We start from the raw sequence: 19,018 nt of genomic DNA, 5'->3' as shown, positions 1-19,018 counted from the left end.
GAGTCCCGGGTGCCGGCCCGTGCCGCCCCGTGGGTCGGCACGGACGGGTGGAGGAGGGAGGGGCGTCGGCGGGGTCACGCCGCGCTGCGGCGCACAGCTCCTGCGCCGGCCGCGTGGACTCGCGGCGAGCCCGCCGCGTCAGGTGCTCCCGCGTCGCCGGCGTGGCGCGGCTCGGGGGCCGCGCCACGCCCCGGAGCGGGCGCGCGCCCGGCTCCGGCGTCGCGGGCCCCGACGCCGCCCGCAGCGGCGTGAGGGGCCGAGGAGTGACGGGCCTGGGCGCCCGGGGGCGTGAGGTCGCACCGGTAGGTGAGCATGCGGGCGCCGTCCTTGCTCGACCGGTCGGCCACCCGCTCCCACCCGAGGCGCTCGTAGAAGGCGACGGCGCCGCCGTCGGCGCGGGTGACGAGCTCGGCCGTCGTCGTGCCGGCCGCGCGGGCGCGGGCGGCGAAGGCCTCGAGCAGGGCCTCTCCCACCCCGGCGCCGCGGGCCGCCGGCGTCACGACGACGGCGGCGACCACGGCGACCGGCGCGCCGGCGTCGGCGCTCCTCGACGGTGCGGCGGTGGCGTCCGCGGGGCCGCGGCCCCCGGCCCCCCAGAGCCGGCGGGCGTACGGGCGAGCCCGCGTGCGCACGAAGCGGAGGGCGACGCGGGGCCGCCGCGCCAGCGCCAGCATCCCGGTGGCCGTGAGCGACCAGCGGTGGCGGGCGACGACCTCGGCGACGAGGGCGCGCTGGTCGGTGGCGCCGACGAGGAAGCCGACGGGGACGGCCTCGGGCCCCCCGACGAGCTCGGCGACGAGCGCGACGCCGTGGGGGGCGTCGAGGTGGGCGCCGTGCCAGCGGGCGACGAAGCGACGGCCGAGGGACGGGAAGAAGCCGTGCGGCAGGTGGCGGCACTGCCAGCGGGCCGTCCGCGCCAGGTCCGACGGCACGGCCGGGCGCACGCGCAGCACCGGCGTCGTCGCCGCGGGGGGAGGAGGCACGGCGCCCAGCTCCTCGGTCATCGTCGGTCACCGGTGATCACCGGCCGTGGTCCAGCATGACGGCGCCGGCCCGGCCGTGGCCGGTGACACGCCGCTGTCGGCCGCGCGCCTGAGCAGCCTCCGCGCGCACCGGACGTGAGTCGGACGCAGACGGCGCCCGCCACCTGCGGTGGTGGCGGGCGCCGTCGGAGCGCTCGGGTGCGAGCGGGGGGCTCAGCCCTTGGCGGCGGCCTTGAGCTTGCTGCCGGCCTTGATGCTGACGCCGGTGGTGGCGGCGATCTCGATGGACTCGCCGGTGCGCGGGTTGCGGCCCTGGCGGGCGGCGCGCTCGACGGTCTCGACGCTCATGAGGCCCTGGATCGAGACGCTGTCGCCCTGCGACACGGCCTCGGTGAGGACGTCGGCGAAGCCGCCGATGACCTTGTCGACGTCGCCCTTGGACACGTCGCCGTCGAGCTTGTCGGCGATCTTCTGGACGAGCTCGTTGCGGTTGATGGACACGCGGGACCTCCAGGTCGGGCCGGTGGGCCGGCCGGTCTCTCGGCGCCCGCCGGGAGCGGCGCGCCTCGTCGGGTGGTGTCGGTCGGTGCGGTGGTGCCGGTCGAGCTGGGTCGGCGGGGAGCCCCGTCGACCCGGTGCACGCTGAGTGCTCGGCGGCGACCCTACGCGCTGCCGGGGCGCCGGGGGCGGACGCGGCCCGCGCCGCCGGGCGCGTCGTCAGGCGCCGGTGCCCGCCAGGGTGGCCACCATGACCGCCTCGATGGTGTGCCGGCGGTTCTCCGCCTGGTCCCACACGACCGACGCGGGGCCGCGGAAGACCTCGTCGGTGACCTCCATCTCCGCCAGGCCGTGGCGGGCGTGGACGGCGCGGCCGAGCGACGTCCCGAGGTCGTGGAAGGCGGGCAGGCAGTGCATGAAGCGGACGTCGTCGACGCCCGTCGCGGCGAGCACGCCGGCGTCGACGCGGTACGGCGCCAGCAGGGGGATGCGCTCGTCCCACGCGCTCTCGGGCTCGCCGAGGGAGACCCACACGTCGGTGTGGACGAAGTCGGCGCCCCGCACGCCGGCGGCGACGTCGTCCGTGACGGTGAGGCGCGCGCCGGTGGCGCGTGCGGTCTCCCGGACGGCCGCGAGCACCTCCGGTGACGGCTGGAGCGGCTCGGGGGCCACCACGCGGGCGTCCATGCCCGTCAGCGCCGCCATCGCGAGCAGGGACGCCGCGACGTTGCCGCGCCCGTCGCCGAGGAAGGCGAAGGACGTCTCGGCCAGCGGGCGGGGCGAGTGCTCGGCCATCGTCAGCGCGTCGCAGAGCGACTGGGTCGGGTGCCACTCGTCCGTCAGCCCGTTCCAGACGGGGACGCCGGCGACCTCCGCGAGCAGCTCGACGGTGGCCTGCGCGGCGCCGCGGTACTCGATGCCGTCGTAGAGGCGCCCGAGGACCCGACCGGTGTCCTCCACCGACTCCTTGTGGCCGAGGTGGGAGCCCGCGGGGTCGAGGTACGTCGTGTGCGCGCCCTGCGCCGCGGCCGCCAGCTCGAAGGCCGCGCGGGTGCGCGTGCTCGTCTTCTCGAAGAGCAGGGCCACGGCGCGGCCCTCGAGACGCCGGCGTGCGCGGCCCTCGCGGCGCTCGGCCTTGAGCCGGGCGGCGAGCTCGAGCAGCGCCGCCCACTCCTCGGGGGAGTGGTCGAGCTCCTTGAGGAAGCTGCGGCCCCTCAGGTCCACGGGCGGCAGGTCGCCGGAGGAGGGGTCGACGGGGGCGCTGGGGGCGTCGTCAGGGTCGTCCACGCGCTCGATCCTGCCCGAGGCCCCCGTCGGCCCGCCGCGGCGCCCGCCCGTCGGGAGGGACGAGCGGGCCGCGCGGCGGGGGCCGGGGTCCTCAGGCCGGCGTGCTCCGGACGGCGTCGGCCGCCGCCTCGAGGCCCCCGAGGGCGAGCACCGACTCGGCGACGTCGGCGACGCGCCGCCGCGCGGAGCGGGCCGTGCGCCGCAGCGCCCCGAAGGCGTCCGTGGCGTCGACCTGCTGCTGGGCCATGAGGTAGCCGACGGCGCGCTCGACGACGACGCGGTGGTCGAGGGCGTGCTGGAGCTGCTCGGCGAGCCGGCTCGTGCTCTCCGCCGCCGCGGCGCTCGCGAGCAGGCCCGCGGCCACGCGGGCGGCGGACTCGAGGACGTCGAGCTGCTCGGGCTCCCAGGCGACCGCCTCCTCGCGCACCGCCACGAGGCAGCCGACGGGGCCGCCGGCGACGGACACCGGGACGGTGGCGACGGCGCGGGGCGACCCGGAGCCGTCCACGGGGGGCGGCGAGCCGGGAGCGGCGTCGTCGGTGGGCACGGCGCGGCCGGAGCCGGCGGCGACGCCGCCCTCGAGCCCGCTGCCCACCCCGTCGGGGGACTGCTCGCCGAGCGCGCCCTCCACCGGCCGGGCGGCGATCGCCGGCCCGAGCGAGGGCCACCGCGGGTCGACGAGCACGTCCGTGGTGGCGCGGGAGCGCCCCAGCACCTGGGCGTCCGTGGCGGGCCCGGAGGTCGTCTCGTCCTCGGCGCGCTCGAGGGAGCGGGTGGCGGAGCCCGTCCAGGCGACGCAGGACAGCCGCCCGTCGGCGTCGCGGAGCATCAGGCCGGCGGAGGCGAGGGGCAGGGCGGCGCTCAGGGCGGACAGCAGCTCGCCGAGGGTGTCGGCGGCGCCGGCGTCCGCGCTCTCGGCGGCGGAGGCCAGCTGCTGCAGCCGCGCGAGCCCGGCGCGCAGGGCATCGGGGTCGACGTCGGTCATCTGCCCATCGTCGCCCGACGGGCGCCGGGACGCCTGCCGGCACGCCCACCGGCGTCGGCCCCGCGAAGCTCGCCGGCCCGTCGTCGAGGCGGGCCGACGGGACCGGTGGGGCGGCTCAGCGCACGACGACGGTCGAGCCCACCGGCATGAGGTCGCGCGCCCACACCATGTCCATCGCCGCCGTGGTCACGCGGGCGCAGCCGTGCGAGGCGGGGTAGCCGGGCACCGAGGCCGAGCCGTGCAGCGCGATGCCGTCGGGGTGGAAGTAGCGGGGGCTGTACAGGCGCCCGAGCGCGGCGTCGGTCCACCCGCGCTCGGCCCAGGTGACGGCGAAGGTCCCCGCGGGGGTGTCGGCGAGGCGCTCGGCGCCGTCGTCGCGCACGTACGTCTCGAACGTCCCCGTGGAGGTGTGCAGCGCCAGCTGCACCTCGCCGTCGACGACGAAGAGCGCCAGGCCGGCGTCCCGGACGATCTCGAGGGCGCGCCCCGACGACGTCGACGCCTGCGGCCGCACCCCGTCGGCGAGCGCAGCGCTCGTCCGCGGGCCGAGGACGCCGTCCCGCTGGAGCCCGGCGGCGCCCTGCAGGGCGAGGACGGCCTGGCGGGTGAGCTCGCCGTACGAGCCGTCGGCGTCGCCGAGCCAGTACCCGAGGTCGGAGAGGTGCTCCTGGGCGGCGCGCACGCGCTCCCCGCGGTCGCCGCTGCGCAGCGCCACCGGCGCGCTGTCGCTCGGCGCGGGCGCCGGGGACGTCGAGGCGGTCGGGCTCGGGGCTGTGCTCGGTGCGGGGCTCGTCGCGGGCGGCGTCGGCTCCGGCTCCTGGGTGGGCTCCGGCTCCGCCGGCGGGGCGGAGGCGGTGAGGCCGGGCGTGCTGGTGGCGTCCGAGGTGGCGTCCGAGGTGGGGGCGGGTGCGTCGGGCTCCGGCGCGGTCAGCGCCGGCTCGGTGGCAGCGGCGGCGGCGGGCGGCGCGGTGGTGGCGGCCACGTCCGCGCCGGACGCGGGCGTCGCGGGAGCCTGCGCTCCGGCGGCGCCGGGCGTCGTCCCGGCGGCGCAGCCGGCGAGGCCCGCCACGAGGGTGCCGGCCAGGGCCGCGGTCGCCGCACGACGCCGCCAGGCGGCCCGCGGGCGGCGTCCTGCCGGCCGGGTGCGCTCGAGGTCCTGCACGTCTGCCCGTCCTCTCCCGTGGGGGTCTCGTGCTCGGGGGAGGCGCCCGGGCGCGGGCGCCGTCGACCGACCACGGTACGTCGCCCGTCGCGGGCGCCCGGCCCTCAGGCGCTGGCCGGCTCCCCGGTGCGGAGCTCGCCGACGAGCGCGTCGACGACGGCCACGAGGTCCCCGCCGGAGCGCTCCGCGACGGCGCGCTGGCGCTGGTAGCTGGCTCCGGTGCGGGTGATCTGCTCGACGGCGCCGAGCGCGTCGACGCACCCGAGGTCGCGCGCCACGGGCTGCAGGTCCTCGAGCAGGTCGGCGAGGTCGTCGGTGACGAGCCGCTCGCGCCCCGCCGCGTCGAGGACGACCTCCGCGTCGAGGCCGTAGCGGGCGGCGCGCCACTTGTTCTCCTGCACGTGCCACGGCGGCATCGAGGGCAGCCGCTCGCCGGCGACGAGCCGCCGGTCGAGGTCGACGACGAGGCAGTGCACGAGCGCCGTCACCGCGCGCAGCTCGGCGAGGGTCGGGACGCCGTCGCACACGCGCACCTCGAGGGTGCCGAGGTGCGGGGCGGGGCGGATGTCCCAGCGCACGTCGGAGAGGCCGTCGATGACGCCGGTGCGCAGCTGGTCGTCGACGAATCCCTCGTACTCCTCCCACCGCTCGAAGGCGAAGGGCAGGCCCGCCGTCGGCAGCTGCTGGAACATCATGGCCCGGTTGCTCGCGTAGCCCGTGTCGACGCCCGTCCAGAAGGGCGAGGACGCCGTCAGCGCCTGCAGGTGCGGCGCCTTGTGCAGCAGCGCGCCGAGCACCGGGAAGACCTTGTCCGCGGAGTCGAGGCCCACGTGCACGTGCAGGCCCCAGATGAGCATCTGCCGGCCCCACCACTGCGTGCGCTCGATGAGCTCGGCGTAGCGCTCGCCGTCGGCCAGCTGGTCGGTGGACCACTGGCCGAAGGGGTGGGTGCCGGCGCAGGCGAGCTCGACGCCGAGGGGCTCGGCCGCGGCCCGCACGGCCGCGACGGCCTCGCCGAGGTCCGCGGCCACCGCGTCGGCGTTCTCGCAGACGCCGCTGACGACCTCGACGGTGTTGCGCAGCAGCTCGCCGGTCACCCGGCCCGGGGCGAGCGAGCCCGCGGAGCGCACGCCCGCGAGGACGGCGTCCGCCGCGTTGACGAGGTCGCGCGACGTCCGGTCGACGAGCGCGAGCTCCCACTCGACGCCGACGGTCGGCCGCGGCGAGGGCGTGAAGGCGACGGCCACGGGCAGAGTCCAGCACGGCGGGAGCGCCGCGCGCGCCCCGGTCCGCCCGGCGCGCCGCTCCGCGAGCTCCTCCTGCGCCGGCCCGGGAGCCGGCGCGCGGTGCGGTCGCGGCCGGGCGCCCGCGGGGGCACGCTCGCGCCCAGGACAAGACCGAGGACGGGGCGGCCGGTCGGGTCGGCCGCGCCGGCCGGGCTGGAGGGCCGCATGAGCACGAGCACGAGGACCGCCGTCGTCACCGGGGGCACCGCGGGGGTGGGGCGGGCGACCGTCCGCGAGCTCGCCCGGCGCGGCTTCGACGTCGCCGTCCTGGCGCGCGGTCGCGCCGGCCTCGACGGCGCGGTCGCCGACGTCGAGGCGGCCGGGCGCCGCGGGCTCGCCGTCGAGTGCGACGTCGCCGACCACGCGGCGGTGGACGCCGCGGCCGAGCGCGTGGAGTCCGAGCTCGGCGCCGTCGACGTGTGGGTCAACTGCGCCTTCGCCGGCTCGCTCGCGAGCTTCTGGGACACCACGCCGGAGGAGTTCCAGCGCATGACGGACGTCACCTTCGGCGGCCAGGTCAACGGCACGCGCGCGGCGCTGCGGCACATGCGCCCGCGCGACCGGGGCGTCGTCGTCAACGTCGGCTCGGCCCTGTCCCACCGCGCCATCCCGCTGCAGTCGGCCTACTGCGCCGCGAAGCACGCGGTGAAGGGCTTCAGCGAGTCGGTGCGGGTGGAGCTCATGGCCGAGGGCAGCCGGGTCCAGGTGTGCCAGGTCATGCTGCCGGGCCTCGACACGCCGCAGTTCGACTGGAACCTCAGCCGCGTCGAGGGGCACCCCCAGCCGGTGGCGCCGATCTTCGCCCCCGAGGTCGCCGGGCGGGCGGTCGCCTTCGTGGCCGAGCACCCCCGGCGCACGATGTGGGTCGGCGTGTCGACGGCGTACACGATCCTCGGCGAGCGGGTGGCCCCGTGGTTCCTCGACCGCTACCTGGCCCGCACGGGCATCAGCGGCCAGCAGGTGCACCAGGACCTCCCCCGCTACGGCTCCAACGTCTTCGAGCCCCGCGACGAGGACGCCGACCGGGGCGCGCAGGGGCCCTTCGGCGACCGCAGCTGGGGTCGAGACCCGTGGTCCGCGGCGTCGATGCACCGGGGGGCGGTCGCCACGACGGCCCTCGCCGGGGCGGGCGCCGTCGTGGGGGCGCTGCTGGTCCGGCGCTCCGAGGAGCGCTCGGGCGTGCGCCGCGCCCGGCGCGCGGCCCGGGACGCCGCCTCGCGGGCCGCGGCGGCCGTCAGCCGCTGAACGCCCGGCGGTAGCGGGCCGCGCCCCACGCGCACCAGGCGCCGGCGACCACCGCGTCGACGAGCGCGGCCCGCCGGCGCCGGACGTCGAGCAGGCCGAGCGCGAGCGCCGTGGCCGAGTGGATGCCGTCCACCGCCGCGCCGCCCCCCACGGCCAGGCGCGGCGGGAGCACCCGGCCGCCCGCCGCCTGGACGAGGTGGCGGGCGCCGAGGACGCGCAGGACCCGCCGCCCGCGCACGTCCGGGTCGTGGCCGGACATCGCCCGCTGGACGGCGTCGGGCGCCAGCAGGCACGTGGCGCCCCAGGCGGCCCGCAGCAGGTCGGGGACGACCGGCCGGTCCGGGCGCCCGCCGCGCCGGGAGCCTCGTCGGGACTCCCGCTGGAGGCGATGGTGGTGGACGGGGTCGGCGGTGCCGCGGCTGCTCACGCCGACAAGGTGCGCGCCGCCGGGGTCTTCCGCACCGGGACGCCCGGGGCAGCGTGGAGGGCCACGCGCAGCGACCAGTCGTCACCGCGCGTTCACGTGGTCGTCCCGTCGGCCCCGTCTGCCCGTCGTCACGGCCTCCCAGGGTGGGGCGCATGACGACGAACTGCTCGCACGAGACGTCCTCGGCCGCCCCCGCGCGGGGCCCGCGGCTCGCCCTGCCGATGCTCGGCCACACCCGCGGCTCGCGCTCGGCGCAGACGTGCCACTTCCGCTGCGGCGACGCCTGCCTCACGGAGAGCCCGAGCACGTCCAGCGCCCCGGCGTTCGAGCAGCTGGCGCGGCAGGCGATCGCCCGGCGCTCGCTGCTCGCGGGCCTGGGGGCGGCCGTCGTCGCGGGCGCGGCGCTCGCGCCCGACGAGGCCCGCGCGGCGGGCTCCGGTCGTGGGCGGGGCCGGGGCTCGCGCGCCGACGCCGCGGCGTCCGCCCCGGGCGCCCTCGCGCCGGCGGGCGCCCTGGCCGGCTTCGCGCCGGTGGGCCCGGTGGCCGCCGACGTGGACGACGTCGTCGTCCCCGACGGCTGGGACTGGCACTCGATCATCGCGTGGGGCGACCCGGTGGAGCGCGACGCGCCGGCCTTCGACCTCGACGCGCAGACGCCCGAGGCCCAGGCGAAGCAGTTCGGCTACAACTGCGACTACCTCACCGTGCTGCCGCTCGGTGGCTCGGGGAAGCGGGCGCTGCTCGTGGCCAACCACGAGTACACGAACGAGAACATCATGTACCCGGGGTACGCGGACGACGAGAGCCTCACCGTCGAGCAGCGGATGACCTCGATGGCGGCGCACGGCATGTCGGTCGTCGAGGTCCGCCGCGACGGCCCCGGCAGCCCGTGGCGCGCCGTCCCCTCCCGCTACGGGCGCCGCATCACGGCCTCGACGACGGAGTTCGCCCTCACCGGGCCCGCCGCCGGCAGCGACCTCGTGCGCACGAGCCGCGACCCCGGGGGCACCACGGTCGTCGGGACGCTCAACAACTGCGCCGGCGGCACGACGCCGTGGGGCACCGTCCTGTCCGGGGAGGAGAACTTCCAGGGCTACTTCCGCAACACCGCGACCCCGGACGAGCGCAACGCCGTCTACGGCATCAGCGACACCGGGCGCGGCTGGGACCTCGCCGACGAGCGCTTCGACCTCACGGAGGAGCCCAACGAGGTCAACCGCTTCGGCTGGATCGTCGAGCTGAACCCCTACGACCCCTTCTCGACCCCGCGCAAGCACACGGCGATGGGTCGTTTCCGCCACGAGGGTGCGACGGCGTCCGTCGCCCCCGACGGGCGCGTCGTCTGCTACATGGGCGACGACACGGGCGGCCAGCACCTGTACAAGTTCGTCTCCCGCGACCGGGTGGCGAGGAACCCGCGCCAGGGGCGGGAGAACGACGTCCTCGAGCACGGCGACCTCTCCGTCGCGCGCTTCGCCGTCGAGGGCGACCCCACGAGCGACTACGACGGCACCGGCGAGTGGGTGCCGCTGACGCGCGGCGGCCGCTCCACGGTCCCGGGCATGACGCTCGAGGAGGTGCTCGTCTTCACGCGCGTCGCCGCGGCCGCCGTCGGCGCCACGCCGATGGACCGCCCCGAGGACGTCGAGCGCAACCCCGTCACCGGCAAGGTCTACATGGCCTGCACGAACAACTCGGGCCGCCGCGAGCCGGGCGCCGCGAACCCCCGCGTGCGCAACCGCTACGGCCACGTCGTCGAGATCACCGAGGCCGAGGACCAGACCTCGACGACCTTCACCTGGGCGCTGCCCGTGGTCTGCGGCGACCCGGGCGACCCCAGCACGTACTTCTCGGGCCTGCCGGCGTCCGAGGTCATGCCCATCGCGTGCCCGGACAACGTGGCCTTCGACGCCCACGGCGGGCTGTGGGTCTCGACCGACGGCCAGCCCGGCTCCCTCGACCTCGCCGACGCCCTCCACCACGTCGCCACCGACGGCCCCGAGCGCGGCAGGGTGCGGACCTTCCTCACCGTCCCCGTCGGCGCCGAGACGTGCGGGCCCGTCGTGGACTCGGTCGAGGGCAGCGTCATGGTCTGCGTCCAGCACCCGGGCGAGGTCGACGGCGCGAGCATCGAGAACCAGGTCTCGCGCTTCCCCTACGACGGCGAGGTCCGCGTGCCGCGGCCCGGCGTCGTGCAGGCGATCAAGCGGCGCTGACGCGCCCTTCCCCGCCGGCCCGGTGACGACGCCCCCGTCGTCACCGGGCCGTGCTGCGCCCCGAAGACGACCGCCCTCGTCCCGCTCGTCCCGATCGCCCGATCCGCCCGTCCGAGCCCCTAGCGTGCGGGGTCCGGACAGCCGCCGTCGGCGGCGCGGTGGTGGCAGGGGGGCCGACACGTGCGGGACACGAGGCAGCGACAGGACCGGGGTCGGCGCGCCCACGGTCGTCGGCCGGTGGCGCTGGGGGCGGCGGCGACGGCCGCAGCGCTGGTGGCGACCCTCGGTGCGCCGGTGGCCACCGCGGCCTCGGCGCGTGGTGGCGGGCCCGCCACCGCGCCGGGGTCGGCCCCGAGCGCGTCCGCCGACCGCGGGGCCGCGGCCGTGCCGGACCTCACCTGGGGTGTGTGCCCGCCGCCGGCCGAGGTGCCGGGGCTGCCGCCGGTGCCGGTGGACCCCCGGTTCGAGTGCGCGACCGCGGCGGTGCCGCTGGACCACGACGACCCCGGTGGCCCGACGATCGACCTCGCCCTGCGGCGGCTGCCCGCGGCCGACCCCGGGGCGCGCATCGGCTCGCTGTTCCTCAACCCCGGCGGCCCGGGCGGCTCGGGGTACGACTTCGTCGAGGCGGCGGAGCTGGCGTACGACCCGGAGGTCGTCCAGCGCTTCGACCTCGTGGGCTTCGACCCGCGGGGGGTCGCCCGCAGCACCCCGCTGACGTGCTTCTCCGACCCCGAGGACGCCCTGGCGCTGCTGTCGGTGCCGGCCTTCCCGCTGACGACGCAGGAGGAGGTCGCGGTCACGCGGGCCTACCGGGGCTACACCAGTGCCTGCGCGCAGGACACCGACGTCGTGCTGGACCACATGTCGACCGCCGACGTGGCGCGCGACCTGGACCTGCTGCGCGCCGCCGTCGGCGACGAGCGGCTCACGTACGCCGGGTACTCCTACGGCAGCCAGCTGGGCACCACCTACGCCAACCTCTTCCCCGACCGCGTGCGGGCCCTCGTCGTCGACGGCGTGCTGGACCCGGTGGCGTGGACGACCGGGGAGAGCCCGGCGGAGGCCGCGACCCTGCCCTTCTCGACGCGCATCGCCAGCGCCGAGGGTGCGGACGACACGCTCGGCGCCTTCTTCGCGGAGTGCTCGGCTGCCGGCCCGCAGGCCTGCGCGCTCGCCGACGGCGACCCCGCGCAGCGCTACGCCGCCGTCGTCGACGCCCTGCGCGAGGAGCCCGTCCAGGTCGACGCGGGGGACGGCACCCTGGTGCCGCTCACCTACCAGGACGTGGTCGGGCTCACCCTCTCGGTCCTCTACGACCCCACCGCCTGGCCGCTGCTCGCCCAGGTCGTCGTGCTGCTCGAGGAGCTGGTGGCCGCCGGGGGCGAGAGCGACCAGGTGGCCCTGGGCGACGCCCGCGATCGGGCGGGGGCCGCCTGGGCCCTGCTGCGCGAGACGTCGCCGTCGGGCCGGGAGGCCCCCGCGGAGGAGGACGAGGCGGTCCAGCTCGTCGAGGGCTTCGACGGGGTGGCCTGCCTCGACAGCGACGACCCGCTGCGCCAGCGGGCGTGGGAGGCCGCCGGCGAGGCGGCCGAGGAGCGCGCCCCGTACTTCGGGCGGCTGTGGACCTGGAGGTCCCTCGCCTGCGCCACCTGGCCGGGGCGCAGCGACGACCGCTACGCCGGGCCCTGGGACGCCGAGACGGCCGCGCCCGTCCTCGTCGTCGGCACCCGCTTCGACCCCGCGACGCGCTACGAGGGCGCGCAGGCCGTCGCCGACCTGCTGCCCTCCTCCCGGCTGCTGACCCTCGAGGGGTGGGGGCACACCTCGCTCGGCGCCAGCTCGTGCGTCGACGCGGCGGTGGCGTCCTACCTCGTCGACGGCGCCGTGCCCGCCGAGGGGGCGACCTGCGAGGCCGACCGGCGCCCCTTCGACGCCCTCCCGCAGGTGCGGGCCGCGCAGACCGGTCCCAGCGCCCGCGACCAGGTGCACGCCGACAACCTCCCCGCGGGCCTGTGAGCACCGCGCTCGGCTGACCGGGCGCGCCGCGGCGCGGCCCCCGCCACCGCCCCAGCTCCCGCCGACGCCCCGGTGACGACGCGCGCACCGTCACCGGGGCGTCCTACCGTCGGGGCATGAGCCACGACCCCAGCGACGCCGCGCCGACCGCCGAGGCCGCCACCCCGGAGGCCGAGGCCCTGGCCGGACACGGGCACGGCGCCGCGCCCCCGACGCCCGGCACCAGCCCCACCGGGCCGCAGGAGGCCGAGGGGAGGAGCGCGTCGGCGGTGGCCGACCTCACGCCCGAGGAGCTCGCCTTCCTCCACGGCGTCTTCGACGCCGCCCGCGAGGGCCGCGCGGCCGAGCTCGCCGAGGTCGTCGACAAGGGCGTCCCCGTCGACCTCACCAACTCCTCCGGCGACACGCTGCTCGTGCTCGCCGCCTACCACCAGCAGCACGACGCCGTGCGCGTGCTCCTCGAGCGGGGGGCCGACGTCGAGCGCACCAACGACCGCGGGCAGTCGGCGCTCGCGGCGGCGGTCTTCCGCCAGGACGAGGCGGTCGTGCGCACGCTGCTCGCGGCGGGGGCCGACCCGGAGCGGGGGCCGAAGTCGGCCGTCGAGACGGCGCGGGTCTTCGAGCTCCCCGAGATGCTGGCGCTGCTGCAGGACCCCGCCCTGCGTCCCTGACGCGACGGCGCGAGCCCCTCCCGCCCGACGGCCGGGACGGGGTGCGGAGGGGGTGCCGCGACGGCGTCCGGTGGGCTAGGTTGGAACGAGTCCAGACAACAGCCCGGGTGGCACGAGCCACCCACCGGGTCGGCGCCGCGAGGCGCGGCCGGCGGGCGAGGTCCGAGGAGAGGACAGCGATGACGACGACGAGCGACCGCACCGCGCAGGGCGAGCAGCCCGTGCTGACCAACCGCCAGGGCCACCCGGTCTACGACAACCAGAACCAGCGCACCGTGGGCTCCCGCGGCCCGGCGACGCTCGAGAACTACCAGTTCCTCGAGAAGATCAGCCACTTCGACCGCGAGCGGATCCCCGAGCGCGTGGTCCACGCCCGCGGCACCACGGCCTTCGGCCACTTCGAGGCGACCGGCACCTGGGGCGACGAGCCGATCGAGCGGTACACGCGCGCCAAGCTCTTCAGCGAGGCCGGCAAGAAGACCGACCTGGCGATCCGGTTCTCCACGGTGGCCGGCGGCCGCGACTCCTCCGAGGTGGCCCGCGACCCCCGCGGCTTCGCGGTGAAGTTCTACACCGAGGACGGCAACTGGGACCTCGTCGGCAACAACCTCGCGGTCTTCTTCATCCGCGACGCCATCAAGTTCCCCGACTTCATCCACAGCCAGAAGCCGGACCCGGTCTCCTTCGAGCGCCAGGTGCCCAACCGCGTCTTCGACTTCATCTCGCAGACCCCCGAGGCCATGCACATGGTCACGCTGGTCTTCGGCCCGCGCGGCATCCCCGCGTCCTACCGCGAGATGCAGGGCTTCGGCGTCAACACCTACAAGTGGGTCAACGCCCAGGGCGAGACCAAGCTCGTCAAGTACCACTGGATCCCGCAGCAGGGCGTGAAGTCCTACACCGGGGCCGACGCCGCGGTGGTGCAGGGCTCCGACCTCGGCTCGCACACGCGCGACCTGTACGACGCCATCAACCGCGGCGACCACCCGAAGTGGGACCTGTACGTCCAGATGATGGACGACCACGACCACCCGGAGCTCGACTTCGACCCGCTGGACGACACCAAGGTCTGGGACGAGAACCGCTTCCCGCTGGGCAAGGTCGGCACGATGACGCTCACCGGCGTCCCCCAGGACTTCTTCACCGAGAGCGAGCAGATCGCCTTCGGCACGGGCGTCCTCGTCGACGGGCTCGACTTCTCCGACGACAAGATGCTCGTGGGGCGCACGTTCTCCTACAGCGACACCCAGCGCTACCGCGTCGGGCCGAACTACCTGCAGCTGCCGGTCAACTCGCCCAAGGGCGCCCGCGCGGCCACCAACCAGCGCGACGGCGCCATGGCGTACGTCGTCGACCGCCCCGAGGGCGTCAACCCGACGGTGAACTACGAGCCGTCGATCATCGGGGGCCTGCGCGAGGGCACCTACCCGACGCACGACGAGCAGGGCCCCGAGATCACCGGGCGCCTCACCCGCAAGCGCATCAACCGCACGAACGACTACCTGCAGGCGGGCCAGCGCTACCAGTTGTCCGAGCAGTGGGAGAAGGACGAGCTCGTCGCGAACCTCGTCGACGGCCTCTCCGCCTGCGACCGGCCGATCGCCGAGCGCATGGTCTGGCACCTGCTCATGTGCGACGACGAGCTGGGCAACCGGGTCGGCGAGGGCGTCGGCATCACGGCCGACGACGTCCGCGGCCTCGAGCCGCTCGCCACGCAGACGCTCACCGAGGACGAGCTCGAGCGGGCCCGCAACCTCGGCAAGAACGGCCCGCGCGACGTCGCGGGCCTGACGATGACGCACGCCGTGCCGAACGAGCGCGTCGAGCGCTGACCCGCCGCGGCCCTCGGGGCCGCAGCTCCCGCACCACCAGCACCACCCGCAGGCCGCGCCGGACCCCCGGCGCGGCCTGCGGCGCGTCCACCCCCTGCTGGGCCTGCGCGCCGGTGGGGGCATGCTCGGGCGCGTGACGACGACGCGAGCCGCCACCGAGCCGTCCGGGGCTCCCGCCGCTCGGGGCGCCGGCGAGGTGCGCTGGGTCGAGACCGCGTGGGAGGACCCGCGCGCGGAGGCCCTCCGCGACGCCATGGACGCCGAGATGGGCGTGCGGTACGCCGACGTCGAGGACGTCTTCTCGACGCTCGTCATGCCGCCCGGCACCGCGTGGCTCACGACGTGGGTCGCCCTCGTCGGCGAGGAGCCCGTCGCGACGGCGACGCTGCGGTGGCTCGGCGAGGGGGCGGGCCGCCTCGCCGAGGTGAAGAAGGTCTACGTCGCGCCCGCGGGGCGCCGCCGCGGCCTGGCGTCGCAGGCGCTGCGCCAGGTCGAGGCCACGGCCCGGTCCCTCGGCGTCGACCGGCTGCACCTGCACACGGGGAGCCTGCAGCCCGAGGCGATCGCCCTCTACGAGCGCGAGGGCTGGGAGCAGGTCCCCGTCTTCGCGCCGTACGACGTCCTGCCCGTGAGCGTCTGCTTCACCAAGCCCGTCCCCGCCACCCCCTGACCTCCTGATCCGCCCTTCCCCGCACGTCGTCGTCAGATCGCCGTCCGAGGGCGCCCTTCCCTCGCACTTCGTCGGCAGATCGCCGTGCAGAGGCGCCCCGCCCGGCGTTGTGTCGTCAGAGTGCGGAGGCGCGGGCGGCGCGGCCGCTGCTGACGGCGACGGCGCCGACCCCCAGCACGAGCACGACGAGCGCCCCGACGACGACGAGCAGCGGCGCCGTCCACCCGCCGGTCGCGTCGTGCACCGCGCCGAGCGCGAGGGGGCCGAGCGAGGCCAGCGCGTAGCCGCCGCCCTGGACGAGGGCCGACGTGCGCCGCGCCTGCCGGTCGTCGCCGGACAGCCGGACGACGAGGACGAAGACGATGGTGAAGACGCCGCCCTGGGCCGCGCCGCCGAGCGCGGCCCACAGCGACCACCACTGCGGCGCGAGGAGCAGGCCCACCGGGAAGGCCACCCAGCAGGCGCCGACGAGGGCCAGCACCCGGTCGGGGGCCACGCGCGACAGCAGCGCCGGCACGCCGAGGGCGCCGACGACGGCGAGGACCTGGAACACCGAGGAGGCCGCCCCGGCCGCGGCCGGGCTCTGGCCGAGGCGGTCGGCGAGGAGCGTCGGCAGCCAGGCCGTGAGCCCGTAGTAGGAGAAGGCCTGTGCGCCGAAGCCGACCGTGAGGACGGCGGGGGCCCACGCCGGCCGGTGCACCGCGACGAGGGGCGCGGGCTCGTCGCCGGCGCCGCGCTCGCGCGGCGGGTCGACGGGCAGGGGCGCCCGCCGCAGCGTCGCCGCGCCCCAGAGCAGCGCGCCGAGGACGGCGAGCACCACCCACGACGTCGTCGCCGCCCGCCACCCGAGGAGCTGGGCGAGCGGCTCGGTGCCGAGGGAGGTGAGCATCGAGCCCACGTTGAGCGCCGCCGTGTAGGCGCCCGTCACCGCGCCGGCCCGCGACGGCGGGACGGACCGCCGGATGATGACGGGGACGACGATGTTGCCGACCGTGATGGCCGTGCCGATGACGGCCGTGCCCGCGAGCACGAGCTCCGTGCCGCCCGACGCGCGCAGCACCGTGCCGGCCGTGACGCCGGCGAGGCACCACCAGACCGCGGCGGCGGGGCCGACGCGCGCGATGAGCGCCGAGGCGAGCGGTGCCGCGACGGCGAAGCAGACGACGGGGATCGTCGTGAGCAGGCCGGCCGCGGCGGGGTCGAGGCCAAGGTCCTCGGTGAGCCGCCCGAGCACCGGGGCGACCGCGACGATCGGCCCGCGCAGGCTCAGGGCGACGACGAGGACGGCGGCGACGACGAGCGCGGTCCTCGGTGCGGCGAGGGAGGCCCGGCCCGGCGCCCCCGACGTCGCGGCCCGCGCCGTGCCCCCCGCCGTGCTCTCCGTCGTCTCGCGCGCCGCCACCCGGCCATCCTGCCCGCCGGCAGCGGGCGCCCCGGACGGCGCCCGGCGCCCGGGCGCCCTCCGGGCCAGGATGGCCGGGTGAGCGACGACGCCGGACGTGACGCCGTAACCACGGAGGGGCCCGCCTGGAGCACCCTGTCCCACCTGGAGTGCCCGCGGTGCGGGGACCACCTCGACGCCTCGGTGCACCAGGGCCTGTGCCCGCGGGACGGCTCGCCGCTGCTCGCCCGCTACCACCTGGCGCGCGCGGCGGTGACCCGTGAGGAGGTCGAGCGGCGGGCGCCGGACCTGTGGCGCTACCACGAGCTCCTCCCCGTCCAGGGGCCCGAGGGCGTCGTCACGCTGGGGGAGGGCATGACGCCGCTGCTCGACGCGCCCCGCCTGGCCGCGGACCTCGGCGTCGGCCGGCTGCTCGTCAAGGACGAGGGGCTGCTGCCCACCGGGTCCTTCAAGGCGCGGGGTGCCGCGGTCGGCGTCTCGCGGGCCCGCGAGCTCGGCGTCCGCGGCCTCGCCATGCCGACCAACGGCAACGCCGGCGCGGCGTGGGCCGCGTACGCCGCGCGCGCCGGGCTGCCGCTCCTCGTGGCGATGCCGGTCGGCGCGCCGGCCATCACGCGCGCCGAGTGCGTCGCCGCCGGGGCGCAGCTCCACCTCGTCGACGGGCTCATCAGCGACGCCGGGAAGCTCGTCGCGGCGGCCGTCGCGGAGGACCCGGACCGCTGGACCGACATGGCCACCCTCAAGGAGCCGTACCGCATCGAGGGCAAGAAGACGATGGGCTTCGAGATCGCCGAGCAGCTCGGCTGGCGGATGCCCGACGTCGTCGTCTACCCGACCGGCGGCGGCGTGGGGCTCATCGGCATCTGGAAGGCGCTGCACGAGCTGCTCGAGCTCGGGTGGGTGACCGGCCGGATGCCGCGGCTCGTCGCCGTCCAGTCGACGGGGTGCGCGCCGATCGTCCGGGCCTTCGACGAGGGCGCCGAGGTGTCCGAGCCCTGGGTCGACGCGTCCACCGTCGCCTTCGGCATCACGGTGCCGAAGGCGCTCGGGGACTTCCTCGTGCTGCGGGCCGTCCGCGAGACGGGCGGGACAGCGCTCGCCGTCGACGACGACGAGCTGCTCGCCGAGCTGCAGCACGTCGGCTCCCTCGAGGGCCTCGTGCTGTGCCCGGAGGGCGCGGCCGTCGTCTCCGCCGTCCGGCGCCTGCGCGGCTCGGGGTGGATCGGCCCCGACGAGGAGGTCGTCGTGCTCAACACCGGCGCCGGGATCATCTACCCCGAGGCGCTGCCCGTCCGCGTCGGCGACGGGCCGGGCGAGGTGCCCGTCGTCCCGAGGGACGGCCGCCTGGAGGTGCGTCGTGGCTGAGGCCCGCCCCGAGGGAGCCCCTGCCGAGGGACCGCTGCCCGCGCCCGAGGACGTGGTCCTGGACCTGCCCGTCGGGCCGGTCCCCGTCCTGCGGTCGCGGCCGGCGGGCGACGTCGTCGGCCGCCTGCTCCTCGTGCCCGGCTACACCGGCGGCCGGGTCGACCACCGGCTCCTGGTCCCCGAGCTGGCCGCGCGCGGGGTCGACGCCGTGGCGCTGACCCAGCGCGGACAGCCGGGCGCCGTGCGGCCCGAGGGCGACGAGGCCGACGTCCGTGTCGCCGCCCGCTCCTACGCGCTGCCGCTGCTGGTCCGGGACGTCCACGACGCCGCGGCCGCGCTCGCGGCGCTCGACGACGGGTGGGCGGCGCCGGTGCACCTGCTGGGCCACAGCTTCGGCGGCGTCGTCGCCGGCGAGGCCGCGCTGCTCGACCCGTCGCGCTGGCGCGGCCTGGTGCTCCTGTGCTCCGGCCCGCACGGCTGGCCGGGGCGGACGGACGACCAGGTCGCCGTCCTCGAGCGCGAGGGCACCGCCGCAGCGCTGTGGGCCTATCTGGCGGCGCCCGAGGGGCTCGAGCCGCCGCCGGACGAGGCCGCCGCGGCGTGGCGCGAGCGGGTGCTCGGCACCTCACCGGGGCAGCTGCTCGCCGCCGCGCGCGTGCTGGGCACGCACGAGGACCGCTCGGACGCCCTGCGCGCCACCGGCCTGCCGGTGCTCGTCGCCCACGGCGAGACCGACGCCGCCTGGCCGCAGGAGGACCAGCGGGCCATGGCCGAGCGGGTCGGCGCGGCGTACGCCGTCCTGCCGGGCGGCCACTCGCCGAACGAGGACGCGCCCGCCGCGACGGCGGAGCTGCTGGCCGAGCACGTGCGGGCCGCAGCGGCCTGAGCGGGGGACGGGCCGCGCCCGGGGCCGAGCGGTGCGCCCAGGACGCGGTGCACCGCGTCCTGGGCGCACACCTCGCGTCGGGAC

The 19,018-nt window shown here is 77.4% G+C and carries 16 protein-coding genes; 8 read left to right on the top strand and 8 right to left on the bottom strand.

Going from position 1 to position 19,018, the window contains the following annotated elements:
• Positions 1 to 74 precede the first annotated feature (74 nt).
• The 6 genes from Q0789_RS03500 to Q0789_RS03475 form a co-directional block, all read right to left on the bottom strand.
• Entirely contained in the window at positions 75 to 983 is a 909-nt protein-coding gene (locus Q0789_RS03500; RefSeq protein ID WP_298802155.1) for a GNAT family N-acetyltransferase, read from the bottom strand.
• Positions 984 to 1,196: 213 nt separating this feature from the next.
• Positions 1,197 to 1,484 carry an HU family DNA-binding protein gene (locus Q0789_RS03495; protein WP_171203726.1) on the bottom strand — a complete coding sequence of 96 codons (288 nt, stop codon included), beginning with the start codon at positions 1,482 to 1,484 and terminating at the stop codon, positions 1,197 to 1,199.
• Positions 1,485 to 1,700: 216 nt separating this feature from the next.
• Positions 1,701 to 2,714, bottom strand: coding sequence for an ornithine carbamoyltransferase (argF, locus tag Q0789_RS03490; RefSeq protein ID WP_366917627.1), 1,014 nt, complete (start codon positions 2,712 to 2,714; stop codon positions 1,701 to 1,703).
• A 145-nt stretch (positions 2,715 to 2,859) separates the two neighbouring features.
• A complete protein-coding gene (locus Q0789_RS03485) occupies positions 2,860 to 3,753 on the bottom strand; it encodes an ANTAR domain-containing protein (RefSeq protein ID WP_298802153.1) in 894 nt (297 codons plus the stop codon).
• Positions 3,754 to 3,868: 115 nt separating this feature from the next.
• Positions 3,869 to 4,915, bottom strand: coding sequence for a L,D-transpeptidase family protein (locus Q0789_RS03480; RefSeq protein ID WP_298802152.1), 1,047 nt, complete (start codon positions 4,913 to 4,915; stop codon positions 3,869 to 3,871).
• 104 nt (positions 4,916 to 5,019) lie between these two features.
• Positions 5,020 to 6,162, bottom strand: coding sequence for a glutamate--cysteine ligase (locus Q0789_RS03475; protein WP_298802150.1), 1,143 nt, complete (start codon positions 6,160 to 6,162; stop codon positions 5,020 to 5,022).
• 204 nt (positions 6,163 to 6,366) lie between these two features.
• On the opposite strand from Q0789_RS03475, the gene Q0789_RS03470 reads away from it, so the two are divergent.
• Positions 6,367 to 7,446, top strand: a complete 1,080-nt coding sequence (locus Q0789_RS03470) for an SDR family oxidoreductase (RefSeq protein WP_298802148.1) — start codon at positions 6,367 to 6,369, stop codon at positions 7,444 to 7,446.
• Here Q0789_RS03470 and Q0789_RS03465 read toward each other — a convergent pair.
• Complete coding sequence (locus Q0789_RS03465; protein ID WP_298802146.1) at positions 7,436 to 7,873, bottom strand: hypothetical protein; 438 nt, start codon at positions 7,871 to 7,873, stop codon at positions 7,436 to 7,438. The two genes, Q0789_RS03470 and Q0789_RS03465, sit on opposite strands and share 11 nt — an antisense overlap.
• Before the next feature lie 152 nt (positions 7,874 to 8,025).
• Between Q0789_RS03465 and Q0789_RS03460 the strand changes: the two genes are divergently transcribed.
• From Q0789_RS03460 to Q0789_RS03440, 5 genes are all read left to right on the top strand, one after another.
• Complete coding sequence (locus tag Q0789_RS03460) at positions 8,026 to 10,089, top strand: PhoX family phosphatase (protein WP_298802144.1); 2,064 nt, start codon at positions 8,026 to 8,028, stop codon at positions 10,087 to 10,089.
• 237 nt (positions 10,090 to 10,326) lie between these two features.
• Positions 10,327 to 12,108: an alpha/beta fold hydrolase gene (locus Q0789_RS03455; protein WP_298802142.1), complete on the top strand. Its 1,782-nt coding sequence runs from the start codon at positions 10,327 to 10,329 to the stop codon at positions 12,106 to 12,108.
• 269 nt (positions 12,109 to 12,377) lie between these two features.
• Complete coding sequence (locus Q0789_RS03450) at positions 12,378 to 12,779, top strand: ankyrin repeat domain-containing protein (RefSeq protein WP_363325940.1); 402 nt, start codon at positions 12,378 to 12,380, stop codon at positions 12,777 to 12,779.
• A 179-nt stretch (positions 12,780 to 12,958) separates the two neighbouring features.
• Complete coding sequence (locus Q0789_RS03445) at positions 12,959 to 14,611, top strand: catalase (protein ID WP_298802138.1); 1,653 nt, start codon at positions 12,959 to 12,961, stop codon at positions 14,609 to 14,611.
• A gap of 133 nt (positions 14,612 to 14,744) precedes the next feature.
• Entirely contained in the window at positions 14,745 to 15,281 is a 537-nt protein-coding gene (locus Q0789_RS03440; protein ID WP_298802136.1) for a GNAT family N-acetyltransferase, read from the top strand.
• Positions 15,282 to 15,396: 115 nt separating this feature from the next.
• On the opposite strand, the gene Q0789_RS03435 is transcribed toward Q0789_RS03440, so the two are convergent.
• A complete protein-coding gene (locus tag Q0789_RS03435) occupies positions 15,397 to 16,683 on the bottom strand; it encodes a CynX/NimT family MFS transporter (RefSeq protein WP_298802134.1) in 1,287 nt (428 codons plus the stop codon).
• A gap of 78 nt (positions 16,684 to 16,761) precedes the next feature.
• Here Q0789_RS03435 and Q0789_RS03430 point away from each other — a divergent pair, with 78 nt between their 5' ends.
• Both Q0789_RS03430 and Q0789_RS03425 read left to right on the top strand, forming a co-directional pair.
• The gene (locus Q0789_RS03430; RefSeq protein ID WP_298802132.1) at positions 16,762 to 18,048 is read left to right on the top strand and encodes a threonine synthase; all 1,287 of its coding nucleotides are present in this window, start codon (positions 16,762 to 16,764) and stop codon (positions 18,046 to 18,048) included.
• The gene (locus Q0789_RS03425; RefSeq protein WP_298802130.1) at positions 18,041 to 18,934 is read left to right on the top strand and encodes an alpha/beta hydrolase; all 894 of its coding nucleotides are present in this window, start codon (positions 18,041 to 18,043) and stop codon (positions 18,932 to 18,934) included. The genes Q0789_RS03430 and Q0789_RS03425 overlap by 8 nt, the downstream gene beginning before the upstream one ends.
• The last annotated feature ends 84 nt before the right edge of the window (positions 18,935 to 19,018 follow it).

Source organism: uncultured Pseudokineococcus sp., from assembly GCF_947499845.1.
GTDB lineage: Bacteria > Actinomycetota > Actinomycetes > Actinomycetales > Quadrisphaeraceae > Pseudokineococcus.
The sequence above is the reverse complement of the archived record's forward strand: the minus strand, read 5'-3'. Positions and strand labels throughout refer to the sequence as shown.

Coding starts and splice junctions, on each gene's coding strand:
- Q0789_RS03460 (WP_298802144.1), top strand. CDS start 8,026: ATGACGACGAACTGCTCGCACGAGACGTCCTCGGCCGCCCCCGCGCGG.
- Q0789_RS03485 (WP_298802153.1), bottom strand. CDS start 3,753: ATGACCGACGTCGACCCCGATGCCCTGCGCGCCGGGCTCGCGCGGCTG.
- Q0789_RS03445 (WP_298802138.1), top strand. CDS start 12,959: ATGACGACGACGAGCGACCGCACCGCGCAGGGCGAGCAGCCCGTGCTG.
- Q0789_RS03470 (WP_298802148.1), top strand. CDS start 6,367: ATGAGCACGAGCACGAGGACCGCCGTCGTCACCGGGGGCACCGCGGGG.